The following is a 23,891-nucleotide window of genomic DNA, read 5'->3' as shown; positions in this document are numbered from 1 at the left end:
AATAGCAAGTACGATGGCGTAACCGCCTGCTGGAAGCGATCGCTCTAGTAATAACGTAGCGTGTGCGCGGCGTACAGGCAAGCGATTTATGGACGGATGCCTGGAGCGGGGTAAAGCACCTAACAGAAATTGTTGAACTTTATTATTCCTCTACAGCAGATTGTTTCTAAATGTAACAATCTTTCAAAATATGGACACAATTAATACTCAGTAAATTACAGCTTTGCGCCAAACCTTTTACAATATATCGATATCAAAAATGATATCAAATGCCTGACCAAAAGTCCCCACCAAGCGAGATGATTCGTGTGCCCGTTCCACTAATTAAGGTGGTTCGGCGACTATCAGAACTACACAGGCAGGGTCATACAATTGCCTTGCTGCAAGCCTTAGAGGAATTACTAATAAAATTTGATATCAATAATGATATCGATGTAACGGCAGGCAGTAAATCAGTCAAACAGCTAGAGAAAAAGCTGGAGAAACTGGAATCCCATCTTGCCGATCAAGGCTCCTCGGTGGAAACAAAACTTGAAGCTATCACCAAAAAGCTGGAGCTAATCGAACGGGCAATCGCCTCTGGGAGATTGGGCAACAACAAACCGCGAAGACAAGTGCACCCATACCAACAAACACAAGTTGAATTACAACCCAGGACAAACGAAAGTCTTGCCCCAAGACTCGGTGTTAGCCCCCAAAGCCTGATTGCTGAAAGAGAAAACAAGAGCGCCAAAGAATTTTTGAGTTGGTCTCGTAACCGCGATCCAATGAGCGTGGGTTGGGAATGGAATGCTCTTGACGAACTGTATCATCCGCTCAGGTGACGCAAGCGTTCACATTTCTGGGGTAGTGGCGCGATGGGCTACGTGGCGATCGCCATTTCTAATCGGGGCATGTCTCACAAAGCCTCAGCGATATCGTTTGAGATTAAGAGAGCTAGCTTCATCTTCACCCACGTGTAGATAGTTGTCTATCGTGATTTTCCCTGACGAGTGGCCCAGCGTTTTGGTGATGATGTGAATAGGCGTGTTTTTAGCAGCATGGGTGGCGTGACTGTGCCGCAACCAGTGTGGGGAGGGGATGCGACTTAACCCTGCTACTTCGGCAATCGATTTGATGATGCGGCGGATGTGGCGATCGCAAATGGGTTCACCCGTTTTTTGGCTTGTGAAAAGCGGCTCGGTTTTGTCTTTAGCATGTTGTCGATTAGCCAAAAGGTATTGGTAAAGTTCTATTGGTATGGGAACATCGCGCTCCTTGTCTCCTTTGCCTACCACTTTAATGTAAGGTAGCCCGGACTGATTTGAATGCATGGTAGCCCAGGTTAAACCACTCTCACCTACCCGAATAGCACCGTAGTAAAAAAGCTCCAGAATTAGTTGGTTGCGTTGCGCTTGTATCTTTTTGTGAGGAGTGGGGGCTTGTTCTACAACTTGTGCAGCTGCATCGAATAGGATTTCAATCTCAGTTTCAGTCAGGGTGCGCTCCTTAATCTTTTTGCGCTCCGGAGGTACTTTCAACAACATTGCAGGGTTGGCCCGCAAGTAGCCTACATCGCAAGCGTAGCGCAGAAAGCTTTTAAGGGAAGCAAGGCGACGGCGGACGGAAGCACGAGCAATTTCCCCTGTTTTCTCTTTTTTAAGTAGGTGGGCTTTGTAATTGTCTACATCTTCTTTGGTGGTGGTGTGCAGGTTTAAATTATCTAAGTCTGGATAGTCAATGCCTAGTCGCCACTGAACAAAGTGCATCACGTCATTTCGGTATGCTCGCACAGTTTGCTCTGACTCCCTACTTGTGAGCCAACTAGAAAACAATTCGCTGGTGGTTTCCGCCCCAGTGATTTTGGGTGTGCCAGTTGCCTGTACCACCGCTTCGACCGTTGCTTTGATCACCGCTAGTTGTTCCGGTGATAACTGAGCGAGCGCCTCCGGCGGGGCGTAGCCCATCGCAACCCCTAATTCTTCTGTATCTACACCTGCGTCTGTACGTGATAACGTCATCACACAGCCTCAAAATAATACGCGGGATAAAGCGGGTTTATCCGCCCCAAAATAATGTCCGATAACGTCTGTTCCCAGACATTTTTAGTCTCATTCTACTCCCCCTTGCTACTCTACTCACTACTAACAAAAAGGGTTTTGCCAAATTAATTGAAATGTTAACTTGTGTGAACGCACGAGTCGGTTTTCTGATACTCAAGAGCAAGGGCCTTCATCAGGCACAGTATCCAAAACTACTCAAGTCATAGACATCGTGATATTAATTCACCGCCCGTGTTTGTTCCGGAAGCTGATGCTGTTAGCTTCTTTCCAAGCCGCAGCATCTGAACGGGAGCAACTGTTTATTGATGTGATGGGCTTACGCCCCGCCTTCTTGCGATGGCACCAATAAAGTACAGATAATTCTCGTGACAGCGCAATTTACCTACCTTGGTACGCCGTAAAATCCATCGTGTCAAGTCTAATTTGTTATTGAAATTCGGAAATCCTTTTCTAGTAAAGGCTACAGGTTTTAGGGGTAGACGGTAATTGCCAACCCACAGAACCTGTATTTTGAAAATCCCTTGCGCTGCGATGGCACAAAGCGCCCACCGTAGGCGATCGCAACACAATTAGGCTTTGCCTAGAGACTGGCATTCTAGAAAATGCCCATAATCTCTTTTTAGATGACAATTAATTGTTAAGTGGACATTTTAGCTTGGTGTGAGTGTTAATTCTTCATGCTTGCTGGAATTGACAATTTTCACCAAGTGCTGATTGAGATAACTTTGGGCTGAAATGTACAGACTTTCCCAAATTTCTGAGTTGCGACAAATTTTAGTCCCCACTGTATTTCCTGCTGTTTTCTCCGATATCAAGTATTTACGGTAATAGTTACCCCACAGGTGTTGGAGAAAGTTTTCGGCGAATTCGTCAAAAGGAATAATCCAGTTATAGTCTTGGTCTAGGAATACCCGATAGGATGCAATTATGGGTAGTGCGAGGTCAGTTGGCGCACCAAACCCAAACGAGTACTTGCTGTCGGGGAGAAGGGTAGTTTTGCGTGTATCGATTGATGCTAAGTCGTTGACACCCTTTCTTCTGGGGTTGCTGATATGTTCTTGGATGATTTCGTACAGTCTTTGCTCAATCCACAGAGCTTTGGGAAGTAGAGGCAATAGAAGAGTTAATCTTTCCCTCTCAGTGTCTGTGATTTGGCTTGGGGTGTTCGTACCTGTAGGGTGCTTGCTTCGTTTATTGCCGTCGGGATTGTATCTATTTCTGTCGAGGCAGTTGATCAGCTTGAACAAGTGGTTAACATTACACTGGGCATTTCTAGGAGCGCCGCTTTGGTTTTGGTAATAGGCTATTCTAAATTTTTTATCTTCTGCTCTTTCTAACTGGGCTAAATACTGCTTGATAAATTTGTAATCTCCCCTGGCGTTGACTTTGGAGCGAGAATCCACTGGCGATGTGGTATTGGATGCGAGGGCTATATCTTTAGCTTCCTCTTCCGGGAGGCCGATGTGGATGGTAACTTTGACTCTGGCAAGGCTGAGGTCATATTTGTAATTTTTAGCTTGCTCAAATGCTAAAACTGTATGACCTCCGTTGATAATGCCATCGCTACCCCCCTCGCTAGCTTCTAAGACTTCTAGCTCCAGTTCGGTTTTGTTTTTGCTGGGCTTAACTTTATTCGCTGACAGAACGATTCCACTGTGACGAGAGAAGAATTTTTCTGGTTGAGTCGTCACAGAGTCAAAGATTTGTCGGTATGTCGCACTTTTGCGGTTAGGTTCTCGGATGTTGGGTTCTAGGGGTAGGTTTGTGGGAAACGTGTCCACATAGGCGGTGGCGATGATGCAATTGGGGTTTGCATGGAAATAGTTGTCTACTTTAATAATCCAGTTTTTCGGCATGGGTGGTTTCTGCATCTTAGCGATACATTCTCAATTATTCTTCTCGTGGGAAGAAGCTCGCGCTTCAAGATTATATTTTTAATTGATGTCTAAAGTTGTTGCAGTTGACTGGCAACGTCTAAACAACTTGCGGCAGTCGCCACCCGATAACGAAGTAGAGGCAGGTAATTCAGTGTGAGTTAGTCATTAAGTGGCATCGTCAGATAAAAAACAAGGGAAATAGTGGCTATATTGCAATTTAAATACCGATTAGCTTATGACCCCAAACATTAAGTCAAGCGACTGGGATGCACTTTGGGCAGGGCTAGAACAAGCCCTAGCTCAGTCTGGTTCGCTCTCTGAAAATGCCACCCGTCACTTACTAAGCGTAGCAGAAGGCTTTAGTATTCAAGGCGATTGGCAAAGAGCTTGGCGAGCCTTGAATATTGCCCAACAGTCTGCTAAGAAAATCAACGATGTCCAGTTTTTAGCCGAAGTTGCCGAGCAACGTGGTATCCTACATCACCGTCAGGGTAAACTGTGTCAGGCTGCTGCTGACTGGGAAGAAGCTTTGGAGCATTTTATACAGTTAGGTCAGAGAAAGAGCATTGCCAGCACTTACTCTAATCTGGGCATTGTCTACAGGTCTTTGGGAGAGATGCACAAAGCTCAGGTTTATTTAAAGAAAGCTTTAGCCCTTGCCAAAAAATTAAAGCATCGTCCCTGTCAGGCATCTGCTTTGAACAACCTTGGACTTGTCTTATGCAACCAAGGGAATGTTGGGGAAGCGACCCGCTGCTGCTTGGAAGCATTAGCCTTTTATCGGGAACTAGGGGATAAAAGAGGTGAGGCGGGTTGTTTGAGGAACTTAGGAATGCTAGCTCTGCCTCAAGGAGACACAAAGCGAGCCTTAGAATATAAACGGGAAGCATTAGCTTTATGTCAAGCAATAGATGACAGATGGGGAGAAGCAGATAGTCTATCTGGTTTGGGGATTGTTTATCAAACAATAGGAGACTTTACTCAAGCTCAAAGCTATTTTCAAGCCGCGTTAGAGTTACATAGCATTTTAGGGGATTTGACAGGTCAGGCAACGGCTTTGGTTAACCTAGCTCTTCTATCCCGCGACATGGGTGATTTGTCCCGTGCACGAATCAACTTGGAGCAAGCATTAAGTCTTCACTCCTCAACTGGTCGAGTTAATGACACTGTGGTGGCTCTAAATATCTTGGCCCTGATTCATCAATCACTAGGAAATCTCCAGATTGCCATTGGTTGTCTGAATGAGGCTTTACAGATTGCTCAAGCGGTCGGTTACCGAAGTAGTTCGGCTCACATTTGGGGCAATTTAGGTCAACTTTATCAACGACAAGGCAAGTTCGACGAGGCACGAACTTGCCACGAGCAAGCTCTAGCCCTCCACCAAGAAGGCAAGGATAACTTGGGTAAGGTAGCAGCATTAGGGAACCTCGGTAGCATCAGTCGTTTTCAGGGTCGTTTTGAGGAAGCAATAACCTACGATCAAAACTCACTCTCACTTGCCCGCTCTATGGGACACAAGGAAGGGGAGGCTTATAATTTAGCTAACCTAGCTCTGGTTTTCCGAGACATAGGTGAGTTATCTACGGCTTTGGGATATCACAACGAAGCACTTTCTCTTGCCAGAGAAATTCAGCACCCAGAGGCGTTATGGGAAATTCACGCTGGTCGTAGTGAAACCTTCCGTCGCCAGGGAAATGTCTCTAATGCTTTAGCAGACCTCAAAGAGTCTGTAACAATTATTGAAAGTGTGCGTCGGCGACTGTTACAAGATACAGAGCGACTGAGCTTCTTCGGTGAAGGCAAGGGACATATCTATGCTCGGCTCATTATGATGTTGCATGAAGAACTACACCGGGATGATGAAGCATTAGATTATGTTGAGCGATCGCGATCGCGGGCATTTCTTGATGTGCTGGAGGCTAGGGGGCTGATTTTGCCAGAGGGTGGTGAGGGAGAACCGCTATGCTTTCAGCAGTTGGTGAGACTGCTGGGCTAAATTTTCGCCTAACGTAAAGCTAACTTCGTCACGCAGCATTAGTGTTTAACCAACTCTAAAATATCTTCAAAAGTCAAAGACGGAGCTGTGGCAATATTAAAGATTACCCTTTCCTTAGAAGAAATTTGTCGCATTCTTTCTTGAATATCAGAGCGTGTTGCTAAAAGGTCAGCAAATGCTCTGGTTTTAGCCTTCTCAGAAACCACTAATGCTTGTTTATAGCTACCCAATTGAAATAGGATTTTTACCAATTTTTGAAAGAATAGCTGCCCCTTACCCAGCGCTTCAATTTTATCAATATCTCTGACTAATTCTTTTCGCCAAGATTCCATGTGAGTGGACAAATTAGCAAGCGAATGTTCATGTGAATTTATTGTTTCTGTTAGTCTAAATTTTTCTTCTATTTGCGTTGCATAATTCCTAATTCCCATTAACCGAATTTCCATGTAATTAGTCATTAGTAATAAAATCATAATTAATGACAATTGATTCATGAACAGTTGTTTTTCAAAATTAGTAAGTTTACTATTATTTGTCACTGATTGCTTAATTTTATTTTCTATTTCATCAATTTTACATAATTCGTTAATAGTTGCATTTTTAATGTTTTCATACTTGCTGGATTGCAGCCAGATATTAAAGTCGCGAATAATTTCAATTTGGTCTTGAAAAACTTTTCTTTCTCGCTTGGCAACTTTGTCTTTTTCTGACAAGAAAAATTCTTGTTTTTTTGCAATAAACTTGTCAAACTTAAGCCAAGTGACTAATTCAGAAGCGATTTTGTTGTTAGTTACGCTAATTTTTAAATTATTTAATTCGCTACAATCATGATTAAGCCTGTTTTGTAACCATTCCCATTGTTCTGTCAATAAGGTGAAAGCTTCTATAATTTCTATCCGTTCTTGGTTAACCGTTTGTGGTTGAGAGAGATTTGAGCGTAAACTTTGTAGCTGTTCTAAAGTTTCATTAAAAATTTTTATCAAGTCATCAACTTGATTATTAAAGTACTGTTTTGTCAGCCTTCTAGGATCGTTCAGTTGCTGAATTGTTAGGGCATATAGCAGACGTTCCGGCAGACACTCAAATTTATTGGATTGAGCTTCACAGTGAATTAGCAAATTCAGAACCCCCGCCTCTGAAGTCAGAAAGTTATTTGTGTCTTGAGTTTGTGACTGGAGGCGTTTTGATTTGTAAAAATTTAAGACTTTTTCCAACAATGGTATAGCTAACTCTCCTCTACCTTGCTGCCAAAGGTGAAATGCCAAAACTTCAAGTTTCTGGGCATCGTCAGCAGTTAAATTTTGGTTAGTAAGTAGAGCCGGATATTGGCGAGTCCCTATTAAACTATGAATGTCGGTTTTGTCTGTGCCGTACCCCCAAAGTCCGGTTAGTGTCCCTTGACTAAAAATCGCCCTCAAAAATCCCCAACCTTTTGCTTGCTCATCCTTCCAAGTAAAATCTAGCCGACTTCCACAAACGATGCCTTCAATAACTCCGCCACCTCGTTCCGTATAGGTTCCACTAACTTTGTGTCCAATTTCCTGTAGCTCAATTTGCCCAAAAGCTTGATTTTTTGTTTCCCAACACCCTGCAAAGCCAGACGAGTTGAGCACCCTATGAATTTCTTCAGCTACATGACTGACTTGTCTTTGACCTTCAATTCGGGCATCATAGGTGCTTAACTCTCGCTGATCGTCAAAAGTTGTACCAGAAGCGTGAATCTCCCCCGAAATTTTATTCCCTTTGATCGAGAAGGTAAAGTTGCCGCGCTCAACATGCACATGCACAGGAGTTACATCAGATGTCGTGCCTTTGGGTAAAGTCTTCCACATCAGCGTTCGCAGATTTTGAGTAGGCTCGACTTTCAAGCGAATTTGACCGTTTTCTATAAAAACTCTGCTTTCTAGTTGCTTATGCTCCCCCAAATTGTTAAAAGTTATCCATTGGATAAAGCCATTTGTGATGTGCAACCCTATATCAGTGTGAAGAGTAACAGAAAAGGGATTTGGGTCTTGAGGATCGATAGACCGCAGAATCATCAGCGTGCCAGTGAGGGTACCAAAACTTTGAGCTTCTGTTCTACCTGTAATAGATACGTTGAAGATAGAATTTATTGGAATCTCATCTTCTTCAAAACTCTCAGCTTCAGCGACAGCGTTTTCTGTTTGAGATTCGACTCTAAGCGGCAAAGTCTCAGCCAGTTCTAAATTATCCACCTGTCGTTGACCTGTAAACTCTGCTTCATAGGTGCTTAACTGCTCTGGCCTGTTAAATACAGTACCAGAAGCATGAATACTACCAGAAACGCGATCGCCCTGAATGACAAAGGTGAGTGTGCCGTGGTTGACATCGACCCCAACTGTAGGGAGATACTCAGCCATTTCCCCTTGGTTAATGGTATCCCAGGTTAGCCTAACACGCAGTTCTTTAATGGGAATGGGTTGAAACTCGATACAGACTTGACCATTATAGACAGCGATCGCTCCGTTTGCTGTTCCTTCCTCTATTGAGGAACCCTGAAAAGATCGCCACAAAAATTGCCCATTTACGCCATCTAGGATTTCAGTATGGAGTTCCACAAAAAATGGGTTAGGGTCATTAGGATGATCGCAGGGTAGGATTTGGAGTGTTCCTGAGAGAGGACTAAAGGACTGAGCTTCGGTTTTTCCCTCTAGGGATATGTTGAAAGTGGACGGAACTTCTATTCCTTCAATTGTTTCAATTTTTATAGAAGGTGGTTGAGCGTTTTGAGAAAGAACCTGCGAAATTTTTTCGCTCGTTTTATCTCTAGAATAAATAAACTCTGCACGGAAAATTTCGCCATTCGTGTGGATGATCCCATCTACGCAAGCAATATCTCCTTCTGGAGACTGCCGTTCTCCTTGGAATTTGAATGTATCTTCAACTTTGACGTAAGTTCCGGATAATGGAAATAACTTTGTATCCAAATTGACTATAGGAGAAGGGATGAAGAAAAATTGTCCATCAGGATAAAATACCCACCTAGCTCCCACAAATATTTTCCAAATGTAATCTTCATCCGGCAAGAGTATTTTCTTTTCTCTGAGCAGTTTGCGAATGCTCTCCTCTATGCGCTGCCCCCCTTTCAAAATTTGAATTTCTATCTCTTCTGAACCCGTCAGTAAAAGCTGGTTTTCCGTTTCTCTTAAGGAATTATGTTGAGCCATAAAACTTTAACTATAGAGGGGCATACTTAGCGCTAAAGGTACGCTCATAACACTAATGTAAACTACGCCAATTCATTTGACTGATGTAAAAAAAAATTAACAATTTCCGAAATTCAGCAACCCAAATGTGTATTTTATTTGATATAGCTTACCAAGCAGAAAGTCGGAAAATGACTAATCAACCTGAAGTACTGGTTGAAGGATGGCGGTTGTTCCATTTAGGCCAACTACCTGCTGCTATTCATCTGGCTCAAAATGCTACATCTTCCGAAGACTTGGCTCCTCTGGCTCAGTTACTTTTAGTACGTTGTCTGTTGGAACAAGGGCGTTTTCGACAAGCCGAAACCATTTGTAACAAAGTGTTGGCGACATTGCCGTCAAATAGTGAATTGGCATGGGAAATGCGTCTATGGTGTGCTTGCTTGCAAATTTACCTAACTGGTAATTTAACTCTTATTTTAGAAGAAGCAAGAACAGTACTGGCTGAAAATAAAAGTCCAAAATCGAGGGCAATGGCTCAGGATTTGCTAGGAAGAGGAAAAGCGATCACAGTTGTATGGAATCTGTCTCCCCCATCTGATTTGGTAGAAGCAAAACATCTGTTAGGTGAGGCGGTTGATAACTATTACCGTTCAGGTGACAGTGACACTGCTTTAGCTGCATTGCTTAAATTGGGTCGGCTTCACCTACTATCCACACCTGACCCAGCTACAGCCCAGTCTATCTTTCAACAAGCACGCGATCAAGCGCAAACTGCTGGCAATCAGGTACGTCAGGCTGAAGCCGCACTGCGTCTTGCTGAACTTGATTTTGATACCATGCTTACCCAAAGGGCAGCAAATCCAGAAGTCCAGCTAGATCCGACCCTCTACCACCAAGCAATCACTTTGTATGAGTCTGTCAATCACGTTTTGGGATCAGCTGAGGTCTTACTTAGCTTGGGAAGTCGCACGATCAAAGCAGGTTACGATGGCAGTGATGCAGTGCAGCAGGCAATGCAGATTTATCGTCAAGAAGATAACTTGACCGGTTTGTTTAATTCTCTGATTGACCTGAGTACCTGGTATCTACAACAAGGAGAAGTGTCACAGAGCTTGGACTGCCGCCAACAAGCTGCAACAATTGCTCAAGAGATGAACTTTCCTCTAGCACAAGCAACAGCCTATCTGGGCATTGGTGACTATTATTTTCGCACTGGTGATTATGCTCGTGCTAAAGCAGCCTGCGAACAAGTCGAACAACTAACAGCAGTTCCGAGCGTCCTGGCGATGCAAGGGCTAAATCTTGCCAACATTTATACTTTAATGAACCTGCCCGACCGGGCTAAAAAAGTCTGCTGTAGCGCCATCAAAACTTTCAAACAAGCAGGTTCTAGTAAAAGTTTGTCTCTAGCCTACTTCATTTTGGGTAATGTGCTAAGTAGCAGCAGCGACTGGGTAAAGGCAATTTTAGTCTGGCGTAAGGGTTTAGAAGTAGATGAAGCCTGCCAATATCGATTTGAGCAGGCAGAAAAACTCAAATGCATTGCACAGGCAACAGTCATGCAACATCATTGTGCTGGCAGTTCTCTCATCCCCGATCCAGCTTATTTTGCAGCAATGGCTCTTTATTCTCAAGCAATTGACCTATTAAAGACAATTGGCAACAACGAAGCTGTTGCAGGCATTGCTGGTACTTACCAATTACAAGGACAAACGGCTGTTGCCTGTAAACGTTCCCTTGATGCTGTGTCCTATCTAGAAAAAGCTCGCAATACTTACGCCGATCTTGGTTTAGCCACCCAGACTGCAATCACTGACACCTTGCTGGGGCTAGTTTGCCACGATCTAGGGAACCGTGGCTATCCTCACCTACATATTGAAGCAGCTCGCTTCTGCTCTCAAGCACTCTCATACTTCCAAAATGCCAAGATGCGGGACATTACTTGGAAAATCCGCTTCTACTTGGCTGATATTGAATTTATGCAAAGTTTTCAAGGTTTGGTTAATGAGGAACAGCAGGTACACTGGCAAAATGCTGCTCATTGGTTGGAAGAGGCAGCAGCAGATATTGAGTTAGTACGAGGTGGCTTTATCGAAAGCAATGCAGTTGCAACAGAGACAGCCCGTTTGGGTTTGATATCAGATAAAGAAAAAGTTTACAAGTTCGCAATTAAGTTACACTACTGGTATCTTAAGCTCAGTAGCGTCACTTTCAACTGGCTAGAACGCCTTAAAGGGAGAGCTTTTTTGGACTCCCTAGCCCTGACACCCTTACGACCTCCATCCATAACTGATAAAAAGCTACTGGAGAGGGAAAGGGAACTATTGGTTGCAATTAATCGTGCTTCTACCCAAGTTGAAGTTGTGGAATTGAGCGATCGCCTGCATACTCTTTGGGAGCAAATGGTCACTAGTGACCCTGCTGCTAGTGAATATGTTAGTTTGCGACGCGGGTTACCACTGAAGTTTGAGGATGTGAAAGCCTGTTTGCTAACTGCTCAAAGCCATCAAGCATAACCTGAGTACCACAGATGCCTGCACAGCGAGTCGTTCTAGCTGAATACTTTACCGTCGAAGACCGTACTTTGCTTTTTATAGTCCGTGAGGATTTTGAACAACCTCTGGTTCAGGAGATTCCCATAGGAACCGAAACAATTCAGAACTTTGTCAAGAAATACTTTCAAGAAAAAAAAGTCAAAGACTGGAACGAGCAAGATGAGCAGGATTACCAGGACTGCTTCTCTCCCTTTGTTGCGCCTCTTGTGTGCGAGTCGCCCAAAGGCGATCTGATGACACAGGAGAACGACATTATCTGGTTTGTACCTCATAACTTCTTGCACTACCTGCCACTACATGCTTTAAAAGTAGGCGACCGCTACCTAATTGAGCGAAACCCAGTTTGCTACACTCCCAGTGCCTCAGTTATGAAGTATTGTCATCAAAAGCGTAAGGATAAACGAGAAAAGGCATTGATTTTTGCTGACTCTCGTACAACGCAGCCAGATGAACAACTTTTACACGCCCAAATACAAGCTCAGGTAATCAAGCAATTATTCAATGACCCTCCTGCTGAACTTTACATTGGTGATGAAGTCACTAAAGATTTACTCAAACGTAAGCTTCAAGAATCGAAAAAAGATATTGACATATTGCACATTGCCTGCCATGGAGTCTTTAATTCACAGGAAGCCTTGAAGTCAGGCATCAAGTTTGCAAAAAAAGAAAACCTAACAGATGAAGAAAAACTGAAAGATGAAGAAATCCTCACAGCTGAACAAATTTTTAGCTTGGAAATGAACGCTGATTTAGTTACACTAAGTGCCTGTGAAAGTGGTATTAATGACAACAAACCAGGAGATGAATTAATTGGACTAACTCGTGCCCTCATTTACGCAGGAACACCTTCTGTATTAGTCAGTTTATGGTCAGTAGATGAAATTTCAACAAGCATTCTAATGAGCCGATTTTACCAAAAGTTAAAAGAAGGGTTAAACAAAACTGAGGCTTTACAACAAGCACAGTTAGAAGTGCAACGCATAACAGTTCAAGAAGTGATTGATTACTGCGAAGCTGCCAAACATCAAATAAATAACCCTGTCACACAACAATTATTGGATGTGAACATCGCTGATATGCGGTTTAATGCCAAAGATTTCAAATTAGCATTGCATAGCTACAATCAAATTTTAAAAAATATGGATATCGATACAAAAGATTATAGAATAATCAAAAAAAAGTTAACTCAGTGCAAGTTAGCTAGAAATTATCAGGTAGATTACACAACTCTTGTTTATGACAGTATTTATTATTGGGCACCTTTCCTTTTAGTAGGAGATTGGAGATAACGAAATGAGTAAAGTTGAACAATATACAACTAAAAATTTTAAGTTACTGCCAGATTCGCTTAACCTAAAAGACGCACTTGCCACACTGCAAGTCGGCGACCACGGTGTAGTTGTAAATGAGCTTCAAAAGCCATTAGCCTTGGTTGTAGCTGAAGATTTAGAACAAGCTTCTATGGAAGGTGCAATTTCTCTGATTGATGCTGTGGCTAGTTTCCCTATAGCCATTACTGTTGGCTGCAAGGCAGATATGCAAGAGGTGGTAAATTCAGAACTGATAGAGGTCATAGCTGAAGAAACAAGGGGAGCCATAGTCATCAATGACGAGACAATTTTTGGAATATTATCCGTCGAAACTGTTGGCGATTACTTAGGAAGTGGTGAGTACCAGCAGCAGAGTAAAACAATGGGTGACATTGGTGCTGTTGGTGATACCGGATTGGGAGGACGACATCAGCCACCAAAATGTTTGGTTAAGTGTGGTGAGTGCGGTTATGTCAATGAATTATCTTTTCTTGATCGGCGAAAGCTACCCCCCTGCCAAAATAAAGACCCTAACGTACCAACCCATAAGCTAAAGCTCACTTAAACTATAGGCAGTCATGTTAAGCGATATTTTTAAGGAAGCCCCTAGTCTTCTTGGTCGCCGTTTCCTAATTAATGCCGCCTTTCCCAGTCTCATCTTTTGGGGACTAGTAATTGCAGTTGCAATTGCAGGGCAAGGTGATGTTGTTGAGGCATTTAAAAAGTGGACTAAACTGGATAATATACTCAAAACCTTGCAAATTATTGGCTTTGTTGTTTGGGTAACTTTATTCTCCATAATTTTATCTAGCCAACTAAATACAATTCTGCGTTTTTATGAGGGCTACTGGGATTTTCCGCTTGGGAGGTATTTTGCAAATAAACGTAAAAAATGGTATCAATCTCGCCTGAAAAAATTAGATTTTGAAAACCAAGCCAAGAAACTGAGAAGAACACTAAAGCTAGTTGATAAAGCACTACAACAAACTTCACTTCAACTATCTAGTCAAATTCAGCAACCATCTCCATTACTAAAGTTTAAAGCCCAATTAAAACTGAATAAGCTACATAAACAAAAGAAAAGGTTGCTTCAAAAACAAGCAGAATTACAACAGCAGCATAACCAAGGAAAACTGTATGAAAATATCTATTTGTACTATCCCCTGCCAACGCAACCTCAAGAAGTAATGCCAACTTGCTTGGGCAACATTCTCAAAAATGCTGAACTATATCCTTTTGACCGCTATGACATAGATGCAGTTCTTATCTGGCCGCGTTTGTATAATCTGTTTCCTGAACGTTTTATTCAGACTATAGCCGAAGCCAGAAGTTCTCTAGATTTTATGCTGGTGATTTCTACCCTTAGTTGTATTTTCGCTCTAGCAAGTGGTGTCTATTTAGTAATAGTTAAAGCCTCTGGGTGGTTTTTTTTGCTGTGTTTATGGGGGGGATTATTCTTAGCTTGGCTAGCTTATCGGGCAGCTTTAGGAAGTGCCTTACTCTATGCTCAACAAATTAAAGCTGGGTTTGACCTTTACCGTCATGAACTTTTAAAACAGATGCGATTAGAACTGCCAAAAACACCAACAGAAGAGATTGAAGTATGGGGCAAGATTCGCCAACTTCTTTACAGCGGCAATACGCAAGTACTGTTAATATACAAAGACACTAATATATCTGATAGTCAAAATTCCCCATAATCTCCATGCAGAAGCAGTTGAAATTCTTCATTTTATTAAGAAGGTTGTTGTTCAAATTATCCCTTAGCCAATGGATAAGCATGGTAGCCGTGTTAGTAGGAATTTTTGCAGCAGCATATCTTGAAACCAAAACAAAAATTGAAGTTCAAGTTCCCAAAGCAGATTTATCTGCATACTACCAGATAAGACAGAGCGACTTGACTTCAAAAGTTTTCGCTTCAAACAATGTACCTTCCAACGCCTTAAAAAAGTCTCAACAGATTGTAGGTCATTATACTCTAACTAATATCTCAAAAGAAAAACCACTAACTAAGAAGCAACTTACTGATCCAAATCACCTTGCTGATACAGTTGCTGTTGGTATTCCAGCTACACCTAGTATGACATTTGGTGGGAACTTAGAAGCAGGTGATATTGTGGATATTACACTTGTGCCTGTTAAAAGTCAGGTAAATTCTCAAAAAAATTATTTGGCATCTCCCATCCTGTTTTCCAGGATTTTGGTGTTAGGTGTAAAGTCAGCGCCACAAGCAAATACATCAATTGCTTCCGTGATTTTAATCGCCTTGCCTAGAAAAAGTCAGTCAGACTTTGCCACATATATGCCTGGTGCAACGTTAGTGGTGAGTCGGAAATTATGAAAATAATCAAAAGGCTTGCAAAAGTTTCTTCGTTTCTTTAAAGGAAATGGGATTAACTTGTTGTGTGTCTTTAAAGTCAGGATCTATCGGGTTAATCTTGTCGTCAATCAAGCCATCTAGCTGTTTGACCAATTCATTTAAACGAGTACGGTTTTCCACCCAAGCTAAGGAATTATCTATGGGTTTACTGACAGCAGAAATTATACCTGTTGCTTGATTTTGCTCAACAATTTCTAAGCGGCGTTGTTCTGTCACTATTTCCTGACGCAAGTGCTTTAGTTCATTAATCACACCTTCGGGAATATTCCCTTTGGGAAAAAGGTCACGAACGTGCAGAAGTTCGATGAAGCTACGGGATTTACAACGCTCGACATATTCAATGGCTTGGTCAAACTGTTCAATGTCAATGCAGACTTCCACCATGTCGTCATATACATCTATCGCATTTGCCAGAATCACTTGTCGCCTTGCATCAGTGATAGCCCAGGAGCGACTTTGCTCTACAGCTTCAATGGCGATACGATACCCCTCACTCGCTACTGCCCAGTTCTCAGATGCTTTGGCTGTGTTACCAAGGTTTTTCCCGGTTCCCAAGCACTCGAAGGGAAAAGCAGAGGGTGTGTAGACTTCCAGGGCTGACTGGAAACAGGCGATCGCTTCTTCAAACTGCCCTTGTTCAAGATAGACACCACCCAGATTATTTTGAACCGTTGCCCAGTATTGAGGAAAATCTTCTTTAGTGTAAACCTGCAAAGCATTTTGGAAATGTGCGATCGCCTGCTCTAAGTTTGACCCTCGGTCGCCCTGAACTCTTCCCCAGTAGACGGTACCTAAATTGGTTTGGATCAATGCCCAATCTTGAGAAAATGTTTCCTTTGTATCAATTTGCAAAGCTGCTTGGAAATGCGAAATTGCTAACTCCAAATTTTGCGCCCGTTCACCCTCAATTCTTTCCCAGCAGGCAGTACCTAGATTGATTTGAGTTGTTGCCCATTGTTCAGGAAATGCTTCACGAGTGCGGACTTGTAAAGCAGATTGATAGCAATGAATCGCTCGCTCTAGATTCTGAGTTCGGTCGCTGCGTATGCGATTGCTGTAAGCATTACCTAAGTTGCTTTTGGTTCTAGCCCATTCTTGAGGAAACTTGCTTTGAGTGTAGACTTGCAAAGCTTCTTCGTAAGCTACAATTGCCCGTTCTAGATTTTCTTCGCGATCGCCCCGCACTCTTTTAGTATATGCAGCTGCCAGATTATTGCGGTTCGTTGCCCAATCGTTTGGGTAAACATCACGAGTAAAAATTGTAGCTGCAACTTCAGCGCCAGCAATGGCAATCTCCAAATTGCTAGCTCTGTCACCTTGAGGAAACTCACGCATCAGGTCGCTGAAATTTCCAATTACTGCTGCAATGCTCTGGGCTTGTTCTGGTGCCACTTGGGATAGGGTGTCCATTATCACTTGACGTAACAGAACAGCAAAATCATCATTTAGGTTCTCCAGATTCTCTACAAGCAACGGGTATACCACTTGCGGATTACTATTGCTTTGTGCGGTTGCCTGATATACCTGGTCTAGAAAAATCAAGTATTCTTCCTGTTTGGTTTTTGCTAACGACTCGCCTTGACCCGCTGTCCTATCGGTAACATTTCCTAACGAACTAATTATTTCAGAGAGTTGACAAGCAACATCCATTAAAAAATCGGCAGCATTCTGGTAGCCTTGGTCTGCCATTACAGATGCCACCTGTTCCATTGTTTGCACTAGAGCAGCATCAACTAACACCTGATTAGCATTCAAAATCGAATTTGCTTTGCTACTGGGGGAGTTGAGCAAGGAGTTAATTAGAGTTAAATAGGCTTTTTGGCGTTCTTCATCCATTACTGATAAAATAATCATGTATTATCCGCTAGACCTACAGGCAAGTAACTAAATTTTGCTTTCTTCCAGAAGTGGAGGCGATCGCTCTTTGCTGATTTTGCTTAACCTGCTTAAAGACAGTATTTCATTGACAAAAACGAATAGATTCTCAAAATTGCAAGAAGTTGGTAAAAATAGGCAGTTTTGCTAATTTGGGCATCTAATCTGATAACTGGTATTGCATTCTAGATGTTCTCTAACCTGCATTCCCACAGCATATGCAAGCAATGGGGGCACCGAATTTCCGATTTCTCTTTGGGCGTGGAGTATTGCCTCGCTGAAATTAAACCAATCGGGGTAGCTGTGCAAACGAGCAGCTTCTCTTACAGATATAACCCGTGGCTGTTCTGGATGAAGGGGACGTAATGCGGTGCGGTTGCCACTCCCCGCTCTTAACGTCACGCAGAATCCATCCCATTGCAGCTTCTTTGATTTGGATTTAGCTTCCCTCGCACCTGGGGGAGTGTTGATGAATTGCTGAATTACTTCTGGTGCATGTGTTGTCGCTGCGAATCCCGTCTCAGTGTTAGTTACTATACCAAGATTTGGGAATATTTTCTCAAGATACTTAGCATATTCTCCCTTCACCCAATCTGGATGCCATTCTTGAGTGTTTTGCTTGGGGAGTAGGGGGATTGGCGACAAGTCCGCGATCGCATCTCTAACTGTATGTTGAGGTTGATGCTCCGGCGGTATAATTTCTCCAAACTTAGATGCAACAAAAAATACCCTTTTTCTCGCCTGGGGAACCCCGTAATCTGAAGCGGTGAGGTTCCACTTTGAGAGAAAATAATGTTCTTCTAGCACTGCTTGGAGGTTAGCAGTAATGCAGCCAAACTTCTGATTCTCAATCCCTGGCACATTCTCCATGATTGCCGCAAGGGGATTGAGTTCCAACACCAGCCGTACAAACTCCCCTACCAACGAGTTTCTCTCATCTTCAACATTTTGCAGTCCGGCAACGCTAAATCCTTGGCATGGTGGCCCACCAAAAACGGCATGAATTTCCCCGTCCCAATTTATGTACTTCGCCTGAATATGGGCGCGTATTTCTTCCCCTGTCACTTCCCGAATGTCTTTGCACAAGACTGTGGCGTGCGGGAAATTATGTTGGTATGTTGCTAAGGCGATGGGATTGTTATCAATGGCGATCGCGATTTCAAATCCTGCTGCTTTAAATCCCAAGTCAAATCCACCCACCCCGGAGAATAGGCTAACAGCTATTTTTTTGTTTGTTGCTGTTGAGTTCATTGAGATTCTAATTAATGTTAATTTCTTGCACTTGGCTTTAAAGACATGTCAATTACAATCGGAGTTATGCCTGACTTTTAGTTCTGCCAACCATCTGTCTAACCGACTATTACTAATTGTTTCTTCTATTAATGGGTAATCTGTAGTGAAGACTTTATATACCCCTCCTGACTCCATCTCATAAAAGTTGACAATCAACCCTTCACGCTTGGCATTACTAAGCTTTTTGATTGCCTCTGGAAGCATCTGCCATACAGATTTCCTTTCCGAATCCGAGAGGAGGCTCCAAGCTTCTTCTTTAGCTTGTTGATATTGCCATAGTCCTCGGCGCACTGAGGAATAATCTGAAGCTTTCCGCAATATGTCTGCGAGGACTTCTGCATCAGTTGCTGGGACTTCATTTGTACCGAACATCCTAGCCAATGTACTTTCTACTGCCTGAATCTCATCTTCTTCAAAGTCAATGTTTGACTCTTCAGGTTCTTCCAGGTATTCTTGGCAGTCATATTGTTCTGTATCCCTTTGCCACAAGGTTTCAAGTTCTCGCTGCATTACCTCAAGGTTTGTTGGGTTAACGATATTTTCATCGTTGGCAGCAATCAATTCTTCTATGGTGTCAGTGAGTTGTTCACAAGGGATTAGTTCTTCAAAAGAGCCGATTTCATTCTTGGCTATCTCAGCTTGATGCTTTTCATATAAGTCAGCGATCGCCATTCTGACAATTCGCTGCGGTGACAATCCCAATTCCTCTATTAACTTCTCGGTAAACACTCCTGTTTGGTAGTCATCCTCCATAATTTTGCCGAAGGTGTAATATCTATTTCCATCTGGTGTTGCTCGCCAGTTGCCATCTTTTTTTTCTTGATTCATGGCTTTGAGAAACAATCTTCTTTTCTCAATCAGTTTTAACACTGATCCACAAGTCAATCCACCAATAGGAATATCTTTCAATTCATCAATTAGGATTTTGTAGTTATTGGAACATAACCGAAGTAGTACCGATATTGGTAAAACCGCTAAATGTTCCGGGCAACTGATAAATGCTTGAAAATTCTCGGCAATTCGGAGCGATCGCCTTTCCTCAGCACTGCCCTTATCCCAACCGTACTCTTCTAACAGTGCGCGATATTCTTTTTTAGTGTAAGTCTGCTTGTACTCATAGAGTAGGAAAGCCGTATGGAGGTACTCTAGGGTACTTTGCTCTATGTGGGTGGTAGGATTGGAGTCTACCTGATGCTGCTCGACGTATAATTTATTTGCAAAAGTTGTTGTAGTCATGATGTTGTATGCGCGGTATTAATCTCTAAGACCAAGTTTCCTAATTCGACTAGTTGAATAAGTCACGCTGCTTTCTGCAAGTTTTTTGATGATGATTTAGAAATAGCAGCCAAGGCATAGCCCAAGGTGTGTTTGTGAATTTTGGGCATTTTGTGAAACGACATATCCTGACCCCAATCTTGGACTGACTTGGTGCCAATATGTAATACTTGCGTGAGGGTTTTGACACAAGTTGCGCGAAAATTGGCGTGAGAGACAGTTTGTAATACTTGTTGTTCACTTAACCTTTCGAGGAGTATTTTTTCTAGAAACGTTTGAGCATCTACGAACGGTGCGTTGTATTCTCCTCTCAAGATGCTCTTTAGCTGCTTTGGCAGGATTTCGGCGGCGTGAATGTAAGCAAGTGCAAATTTGCAGCAGTTGGGTATCCCATCAAAATTGAGATCGCTTCCCCACTTGCGAACTGTTGGTCTTTGTACACCTAAGACTGCACATAGTACAGTGATACATTTTTTGCGGTATTGTGAGTCCGTTTCTTCTTCGAGCAGTTCGGGGGGACTAAGTTCGGCAATATCAAAACAGTGGCGCAGAAATTGCCTTGGTTCTAGTCCTTGTTTTGGTAGTACTTCTAGTATTTTGTAGTTCTTTTGCATCTTTATTAGCTCTTGCACGATTTTTAGCGAGTTAGCTCGATTTATCTCAAGCCCTTCTTTTGTGCTTTTTAGGTAAAGTTTACCGATTTGCCGAGTTAGTGATGCATTAACTTAATATTATTTAATACTTAGTGATGCACTAATTAAAATTAGTGCATCACTAAAATGACAAGGTTTATTGATGGTGAGGTGTTTATTTGTTCTAGCGATATAGGTTTTGATATAAAACTTAAGGTTTGTAACTAAAACCCCTGTTGTTTCTATAAACTGAAGAGAAATCTCGATAAACCAAGTTCAAAAAACGTGTGTCAAATCAGCGCGAACGCTTTTCTGGAGGGGATACTGACCGAGTATCTTTTACCCTTGCGCCCGGTGTGCGGCAAAAGGTAGATGATTTACTGCCGATATTGGGTGGCACTTTGGCGAAAGCTTTAAGGCGTTTAGTTGATTTGGGTTTAGATTTAGTTGACCTAGCTCAAAAAAGTGGTAAGCCGGTTCCTCAACCGGGTAGTTTGGAGCAGATGTTTTCTGGTTATACCTCTTTGGGCATAGAACTGATATTTGCGTGCGAATCCTTGGGTTTATCAGTACCAGAAGTGGGCCAGGTAGGGGTTTGGTTTGTAGATAATCTCTCCCTTGGCTTGGGTGATATTGAGGGTATCAAGAAAGACAATGATTTTCAGGCATCACGTATATTTCGCTTAAGTCGAGAAATTCAAAAGTTTTTTCAGCAGCAGCTTAATGTCTTATCGGAAGACGAGTATGCTGCATTTCTGAAAAATTTGCATAGGGAAGCTGTTATTGGACAAGAGTTTGTAGCTGCTTGTCGGACGCTGGATTTGCAGCTGCCAGAGACAGGAAAGCTACAGGAGTGGTTGCAGGATTTAGTGGTGCGATCGCACAGCGTCTCCGCAGTAGAATCGCAATTATCAAACGAGTTATTAGAAGAATGCGATCGACTGGGGATAGAGCCGCCAAAACCTGGTGAGGTTGTAGCGTGGCTACAAAATACCCGCCCTGCGGTATTTGAGCAGTCAATGCACGAACATAGGTTACCTTTTACGGATGATGGTTTGCCTTTAGGGGGGTCGCAACCTTTTTTGGAGCATTTACTTACACTAAATGCACCGCCAACTGAAGATGAGGAGTATGACATTGCTCATAGGTTTGGTGTAGACCCAGCCCATCTTAAGGATTTGATATCCCGCATGAGGTTTGACAAGAACGGACAGACAAATAATTGTCATTAATTTGCTGAGGGGATAAATGCATGGATGCCATTGAAGATTCCTCAACGTTGTGGACTTTACTATGCAAGCCTGGATGGGAAATTAAACCCAATCCAGTAAAGCATCTACTCAAAATTAAAGCTCCTGACTACCAGGAAGCATTAATGCTTTATACCAACTATCGAAAATTTTTAGCAATGTGGGCGGCATCCCTCAACTGTACCTGTGCTTTGATAGGAATTCAGGGGATGCGTGGGTCTGCATTCAAAATTCTTGCAGCAACGCCAGCATCGCAGCAGAAGTTATACGAAGACTTGATTTTTGCAAGCCTACGAAAGTCGGTTAGTTGTGACTCCGAAAGACTAGTTGATCGGGAATTTGAGAAAGATATCAGCAAGTATTCAGGGTTTTACATTGCCGAAACTTGTTTGCACCCTGAGCTTAAATCAATTGTTGATGAAATATTCTCAAACCCAGACAAGAAACTTGCTTTAACGCGAATGTCTGACAATTTGCAATTGATCGTGTCCGCATCAGCAGCACGGGCGATGAGTTCTGACTCACAAGATGTGGTACGTCGCCGAACGACTGATTTTTGGCACGCTAGAGACTACGAATGTTTTTTGCAGATGTTCAAGCAAGATGGGGGAGTGGGGTTTGAAATTACTTACCAAGCAACAACCAATCTCCCAAAAATTAATCCTTTGGCACCGTGGGCGCAGTTTACTACAAGCTATCGGTTTTTTGAAATTGATGTTGGCGATCGCACAGAAGTGTACCGTTTGGGCGAAGGTAAAGATATTACCCTAATCAGTCGTCCCAAGGTTATTTCATAATATAACGAGGTTTTATGACAGTAAGATTCCTAGAAAACAAGGGCAGTGGCAATATCTTAGAAATTAGTCGAGCTAGACTTTTGGAGCTTACCCCCAATGTTTATCCCCTGACTTGGGAAGCGATTCTTTCAGGTAAGGGTGATAGTGCAGCTATCTTGGGTGCAGGTTTTGCCGAACGGGAAGTTTTTTTTGGTTTTGAGGGAGTTGACTTGACGCGCTACCAACTTCCGACAATCGACTGTTACGACATTGCTACTAATCCACCAGAAAAGTTTTTAGCTTTACGCAGCCAATACCCAAATCTACAGTTAAATTATTTTTGCGATCGCAATCTAGCAGAATTAGAACTGACAAAACTTTACACTCCAAATAGCCTGCGGCTAGTTTCGGTTCATGGAGTGTTAGATTACTTGCAACCAGATGCCGTTACGAGAACATTACTTGATATTGTGAAGGTGCAGCCAGAGGCAATATCGATACGGTTATTTTTAATGGGCAACCCGTGGTCGTGTAATTTTGCCAGTATAGAGCAACTGGCGATGGAATTAGATTCAATAGAAATTACTACAAGTGGCTTAGTCGAGCCGATTGATTTTGATATATTTTGTCGTACAGGTGTTGTGCAATTAAATATTTTAGACCAGGATAAAATTGAACATAATTTGTTACCAATTTACGGTGCATCTCATGTCATGCCTGATAAACTAGTTGGTTATTTCAATACTCAAGGATATCAGCTTGTGGCAACTGATGTGTACTCACTTTCAAGTCAAGATTTGCAAGGGGATGAATCGCAAAATCACAATAGTAATAAAGATGTATTTTTAGATAATCCACATGGAATGTTGTTATTTTTTAAAAGATAGAATACTCATTTTAATCGAGCTAATCAACGAAAAGGTTATTTTACTTGACAGGGAATGCCTGTTTCACCAATGAAACGGAGCCATCAGCAATAAACCGTTAGGTTAAATTCAAGTTCAACATCACTTAAAAAATCCCCTTAACTAAAGCAAGAAATTTTACTATAAAAAACACAAATATCGCGTATTTACTGATGAATGCTCAGGTTTCGCATGGTTAATATGTAGCAAATAATATAGCATCGGCTACTTAAACTAGTGGATCAAGTTTAGAAGTTAAATGACTATCAAAAAACCCTTGGCTATCAACCAGCCAGAGGTGGGGCAGATCATTCATGATTTGCGGCTTGCCTTCGGGCTTACGCAAGAACAATTTGCAGCCACTCTAGGCGTTACTTATACCACGATTAATCGTTGGGAAAATGGACGCTCTAAACCGTCACCGATGGCGATGAAGCTTATTGAGCTGAAGCTTGATGAGATGGGCAGTCAGGGTCAGGATTTATTGGCTAAGTATTTACCGAATTAGCTGTTTGCTCAGTTTTGGTATGGGCGGTGGGTTTTGCCCATCGCAGA

Annotated in this window: 20 protein-coding genes; 12 read left to right on the top strand and 8 right to left on the bottom strand. The window is 42.5% G+C overall.

Annotated elements, in window-relative coordinates; all coding sequences use genetic code 11:
* Positions 1–269 precede the first annotated feature (269 nt).
* Positions 270–824 carry a hypothetical protein gene (locus RMY00_RS27730; protein ID WP_322650620.1) on the top strand — a complete coding sequence of 185 codons (555 nt, stop codon included), beginning with the start codon at positions 270–272 and terminating at the stop codon, positions 822–824.
* Between the two features lie 84 nt (positions 825–908).
* Here the strand turns inward: RMY00_RS27730 and RMY00_RS27725 are convergent, their stop codons facing one another.
* Positions 909–2,000, bottom strand: coding sequence for a tyrosine-type recombinase/integrase (locus RMY00_RS27725; RefSeq protein ID WP_322650619.1), 1,092 nt, complete (start codon positions 1,998–2,000; stop codon positions 909–911).
* A 163-nt stretch (positions 2,001–2,163) separates the two neighbouring features.
* On the opposite strand from RMY00_RS27725, the gene RMY00_RS27720 reads away from it, so the two are divergent.
* Entirely contained in the window at positions 2,164–2,391 is a 228-nt protein-coding gene (locus RMY00_RS27720; RefSeq protein ID WP_322650618.1) for a hypothetical protein, read from the top strand.
* 101 nt (positions 2,392–2,492) lie between these two features.
* On the opposite strand, the gene RMY00_RS27715 is transcribed toward RMY00_RS27720, so the two are convergent.
* Positions 2,493–2,636: a hypothetical protein gene (locus tag RMY00_RS27715; protein WP_190240995.1), complete on the bottom strand. Its 144-nt coding sequence runs from the start codon at positions 2,634–2,636 to the stop codon at positions 2,493–2,495.
* A 56-nt stretch (positions 2,637–2,692) separates the two neighbouring features.
* Positions 2,693–3,898 carry an AIPR family protein gene (locus RMY00_RS27710; RefSeq protein ID WP_322650664.1) on the bottom strand — a complete coding sequence of 402 codons (1,206 nt, stop codon included), beginning with the start codon at positions 3,896–3,898 and terminating at the stop codon, positions 2,693–2,695.
* Between the two features lie 256 nt (positions 3,899–4,154).
* Between RMY00_RS27710 and RMY00_RS27705 the strand changes: the two genes are divergently transcribed.
* A complete protein-coding gene (locus RMY00_RS27705) occupies positions 4,155–5,915 on the top strand; it encodes a tetratricopeptide repeat protein (protein ID WP_322650617.1) in 1,761 nt (586 codons plus the stop codon).
* A 38-nt stretch (positions 5,916–5,953) separates the two neighbouring features.
* On the opposite strand, the gene RMY00_RS27700 is transcribed toward RMY00_RS27705, so the two are convergent.
* On the bottom strand, positions 5,954–9,103 hold the full coding sequence (locus RMY00_RS27700) for a hypothetical protein (RefSeq protein WP_322650616.1): 3,150 nt from the start codon (positions 9,101–9,103) through the stop codon (positions 5,954–5,956).
* Between the two features lie 170 nt (positions 9,104–9,273).
* Here RMY00_RS27700 and RMY00_RS27695 point away from each other — a divergent pair, with 170 nt between their 5' ends.
* The 5 genes from RMY00_RS27695 to RMY00_RS27675 all read left to right on the top strand — a co-directional run bounded on the left by RMY00_RS27695 (position 9,274) and on the right by RMY00_RS27675 (position 15,291).
* Positions 9,274–11,601: a tetratricopeptide repeat protein gene (locus RMY00_RS27695; protein WP_322650615.1), complete on the top strand. Its 2,328-nt coding sequence runs from the start codon at positions 9,274–9,276 to the stop codon at positions 11,599–11,601.
* 14 nt (positions 11,602–11,615) lie between these two features.
* Positions 11,616–12,929 (top strand): CHAT domain-containing protein, encoded by a 1,314-nt coding sequence (locus RMY00_RS27690; RefSeq protein ID WP_322650614.1) that lies wholly within the window; start codon positions 11,616–11,618, stop codon positions 12,927–12,929.
* Between the two features lie 4 nt (positions 12,930–12,933).
* On the top strand, positions 12,934–13,515 hold the full coding sequence (locus RMY00_RS27685; protein ID WP_322650613.1) for a hypothetical protein: 582 nt from the start codon (positions 12,934–12,936) through the stop codon (positions 13,513–13,515).
* Positions 13,516–13,528: 13 nt separating this feature from the next.
* Positions 13,529–14,650 (top strand): hypothetical protein, encoded by a 1,122-nt coding sequence (locus tag RMY00_RS27680; RefSeq protein WP_322650612.1) that lies wholly within the window; start codon positions 13,529–13,531, stop codon positions 14,648–14,650.
* An 80-nt stretch (positions 14,651–14,730) separates the two neighbouring features.
* Positions 14,731–15,291, top strand: a complete 561-nt coding sequence (locus tag RMY00_RS27675; RefSeq protein WP_322650611.1) for a hypothetical protein — start codon at positions 14,731–14,733, stop codon at positions 15,289–15,291.
* A 6-nt stretch (positions 15,292–15,297) separates the two neighbouring features.
* Here the strand turns inward: RMY00_RS27675 and RMY00_RS27670 are convergent, their stop codons facing one another.
* The 4 genes from RMY00_RS27670 to RMY00_RS27655 form a co-directional block, all read right to left on the bottom strand.
* The gene (locus RMY00_RS27670) at positions 15,298–17,184 is read right to left on the bottom strand and encodes a tetratricopeptide repeat protein (RefSeq protein WP_322650610.1); all 1,887 of its coding nucleotides are present in this window, start codon (positions 17,182–17,184) and stop codon (positions 15,298–15,300) included.
* Positions 17,185–17,352: 168 nt separating this feature from the next.
* Complete coding sequence (locus tag RMY00_RS27665) at positions 17,353–18,456, bottom strand: DNA cytosine methyltransferase (RefSeq protein ID WP_322650609.1); 1,104 nt, start codon at positions 18,454–18,456, stop codon at positions 17,353–17,355.
* A gap of 48 nt (positions 18,457–18,504) precedes the next feature.
* On the bottom strand, positions 18,505–19,734 hold the full coding sequence (locus RMY00_RS27660) for a hypothetical protein (RefSeq protein WP_322650608.1): 1,230 nt from the start codon (positions 19,732–19,734) through the stop codon (positions 18,505–18,507).
* Between the two features lie 62 nt (positions 19,735–19,796).
* Positions 19,797–20,387: a hypothetical protein gene (locus tag RMY00_RS27655; RefSeq protein WP_322650607.1), complete on the bottom strand. Its 591-nt coding sequence runs from the start codon at positions 20,385–20,387 to the stop codon at positions 19,797–19,799.
* Positions 20,388–20,692: 305 nt separating this feature from the next.
* On the opposite strand from RMY00_RS27655, the gene RMY00_RS27650 reads away from it, so the two are divergent.
* The 4 genes from RMY00_RS27650 to RMY00_RS27635 all read left to right on the top strand — a co-directional run bounded on the left by RMY00_RS27650 (position 20,693) and on the right by RMY00_RS27635 (position 23,844).
* A complete protein-coding gene (locus RMY00_RS27650; RefSeq protein ID WP_322650606.1) occupies positions 20,693–21,637 on the top strand; it encodes a hypothetical protein in 945 nt (314 codons plus the stop codon).
* Positions 21,638–21,657: 20 nt separating this feature from the next.
* A complete protein-coding gene (locus RMY00_RS27645) occupies positions 21,658–22,452 on the top strand; it encodes a hypothetical protein (RefSeq protein WP_322650605.1) in 795 nt (264 codons plus the stop codon).
* Between the two features lie 14 nt (positions 22,453–22,466).
* Positions 22,467–23,318 carry a hypothetical protein gene (locus RMY00_RS27640; protein WP_322650604.1) on the top strand — a complete coding sequence of 284 codons (852 nt, stop codon included), beginning with the start codon at positions 22,467–22,469 and terminating at the stop codon, positions 23,316–23,318.
* Positions 23,319–23,595: 277 nt separating this feature from the next.
* Positions 23,596–23,844, top strand: a complete 249-nt coding sequence (locus tag RMY00_RS27635; protein WP_322650603.1) for a helix-turn-helix domain-containing protein — start codon at positions 23,596–23,598, stop codon at positions 23,842–23,844.
* The last annotated feature ends 47 nt before the right edge of the window (positions 23,845–23,891 follow it).

The organism is Nostoc sp. ChiVER01 (assembly GCF_034531155.1).
Classification (GTDB): domain Bacteria; phylum Cyanobacteriota; class Cyanobacteriia; order Cyanobacteriales; family Nostocaceae; genus Nostoc.
The sequence above is the reverse complement of the archived record's forward strand: the minus strand, read 5'-3'. Positions and strand labels throughout refer to the sequence as shown.

Bases quoted from the DNA above. Each gene is read 5' to 3' on its own strand.
- RMY00_RS27655 (WP_322650607.1), bottom strand. From the start codon at position 20,387: ATGCAAAAGAACTACAAAATACTAGAAGTACTACCAAAACAAGGACTA.
- RMY00_RS27675 (WP_322650611.1), top strand. From the start codon at position 14,731: ATGGTAGCCGTGTTAGTAGGAATTTTTGCAGCAGCATATCTTGAAACC.
- RMY00_RS27660 (WP_322650608.1), bottom strand. From the start codon at position 19,734: ATGACTACAACAACTTTTGCAAATAAATTATACGTCGAGCAGCATCAG.
- RMY00_RS27730 (WP_322650620.1), top strand. From the start codon at position 270: ATGCCTGACCAAAAGTCCCCACCAAGCGAGATGATTCGTGTGCCCGTT.
- RMY00_RS27685 (WP_322650613.1), top strand. From the start codon at position 12,934: ATGAGTAAAGTTGAACAATATACAACTAAAAATTTTAAGTTACTGCCA.
- RMY00_RS27700 (WP_322650616.1), bottom strand. From the start codon at position 9,103: ATGGCTCAACATAATTCCTTAAGAGAAACGGAAAACCAGCTTTTACTG.
- RMY00_RS27645 (WP_322650605.1), top strand. From the start codon at position 21,658: ATGGATGCCATTGAAGATTCCTCAACGTTGTGGACTTTACTATGCAAG.
- RMY00_RS27690 (WP_322650614.1), top strand. From the start codon at position 11,616: ATGCCTGCACAGCGAGTCGTTCTAGCTGAATACTTTACCGTCGAAGAC.
- RMY00_RS27725 (WP_322650619.1), bottom strand. From the start codon at position 2,000: ATGACGTTATCACGTACAGACGCAGGTGTAGATACAGAAGAATTAGGG.
- RMY00_RS27715 (WP_190240995.1), bottom strand. From the start codon at position 2,636: ATGCCAGTCTCTAGGCAAAGCCTAATTGTGTTGCGATCGCCTACGGTG.
- RMY00_RS27705 (WP_322650617.1), top strand. From the start codon at position 4,155: ATGACCCCAAACATTAAGTCAAGCGACTGGGATGCACTTTGGGCAGGG.
- RMY00_RS27710 (WP_322650664.1), bottom strand. From the start codon at position 3,898: ATGCCGAAAAACTGGATTATTAAAGTAGACAACTATTTCCATGCAAAC.
- RMY00_RS27670 (WP_322650610.1), bottom strand. From the start codon at position 17,184: ATGATTATTTTATCAGTAATGGATGAAGAACGCCAAAAAGCCTATTTA.
- RMY00_RS27695 (WP_322650615.1), top strand. From the start codon at position 9,274: ATGACTAATCAACCTGAAGTACTGGTTGAAGGATGGCGGTTGTTCCAT.
- RMY00_RS27665 (WP_322650609.1), bottom strand. From the start codon at position 18,456: ATGAACTCAACAGCAACAAACAAAAAAATAGCTGTTAGCCTATTCTCC.
- RMY00_RS27640 (WP_322650604.1), top strand. From the start codon at position 22,467: ATGACAGTAAGATTCCTAGAAAACAAGGGCAGTGGCAATATCTTAGAA.
- RMY00_RS27635 (WP_322650603.1), top strand. From the start codon at position 23,596: ATGACTATCAAAAAACCCTTGGCTATCAACCAGCCAGAGGTGGGGCAG.
- RMY00_RS27680 (WP_322650612.1), top strand. From the start codon at position 13,529: ATGTTAAGCGATATTTTTAAGGAAGCCCCTAGTCTTCTTGGTCGCCGT.